Genomic DNA, 238 nt, shown 5'->3' with positions numbered 1-238 from the left:
CCCACAGCCCGCTCGCGTCCGCCCGATCGAGCGACAGGAACACCGGCGCACCCAGCGGCACGAACTTCGGATCGGTCGCCGCACTAACCTGCCCGGTCACAGCATAGCCCATCGCCCCCTGCGGCGGGCCGTCCAGCTCGCGGAAGAACACGAAGCTCTTATTCTCGCGCATCAGTGCGCGGCCCTGCTCCGGATTGGCGCGCAGCCACGCGACGATGCCCTGCATCGACGCCTGCCC

Annotated in this window: 1 protein-coding gene; it reads right to left on the bottom strand. The window is 69.7% G+C overall.

The annotated features are described in order from the left end of the window. Positions 1 to 226, bottom strand: a 226-nt coding sequence (locus tag AC0IW9_RS31905) for an MltA domain-containing protein (protein ID WP_471652288.1), incomplete at its 3' end; no start/stop codon positions are given. Between the last annotated feature and the right edge of the window lie 12 nt (positions 227 to 238).

This window comes from Belnapia sp. AC561 (assembly GCF_979252845.1).
The sequence above is the reverse complement of the archived record's forward strand: the minus strand, read 5'-3'. Positions and strand labels throughout refer to the sequence as shown.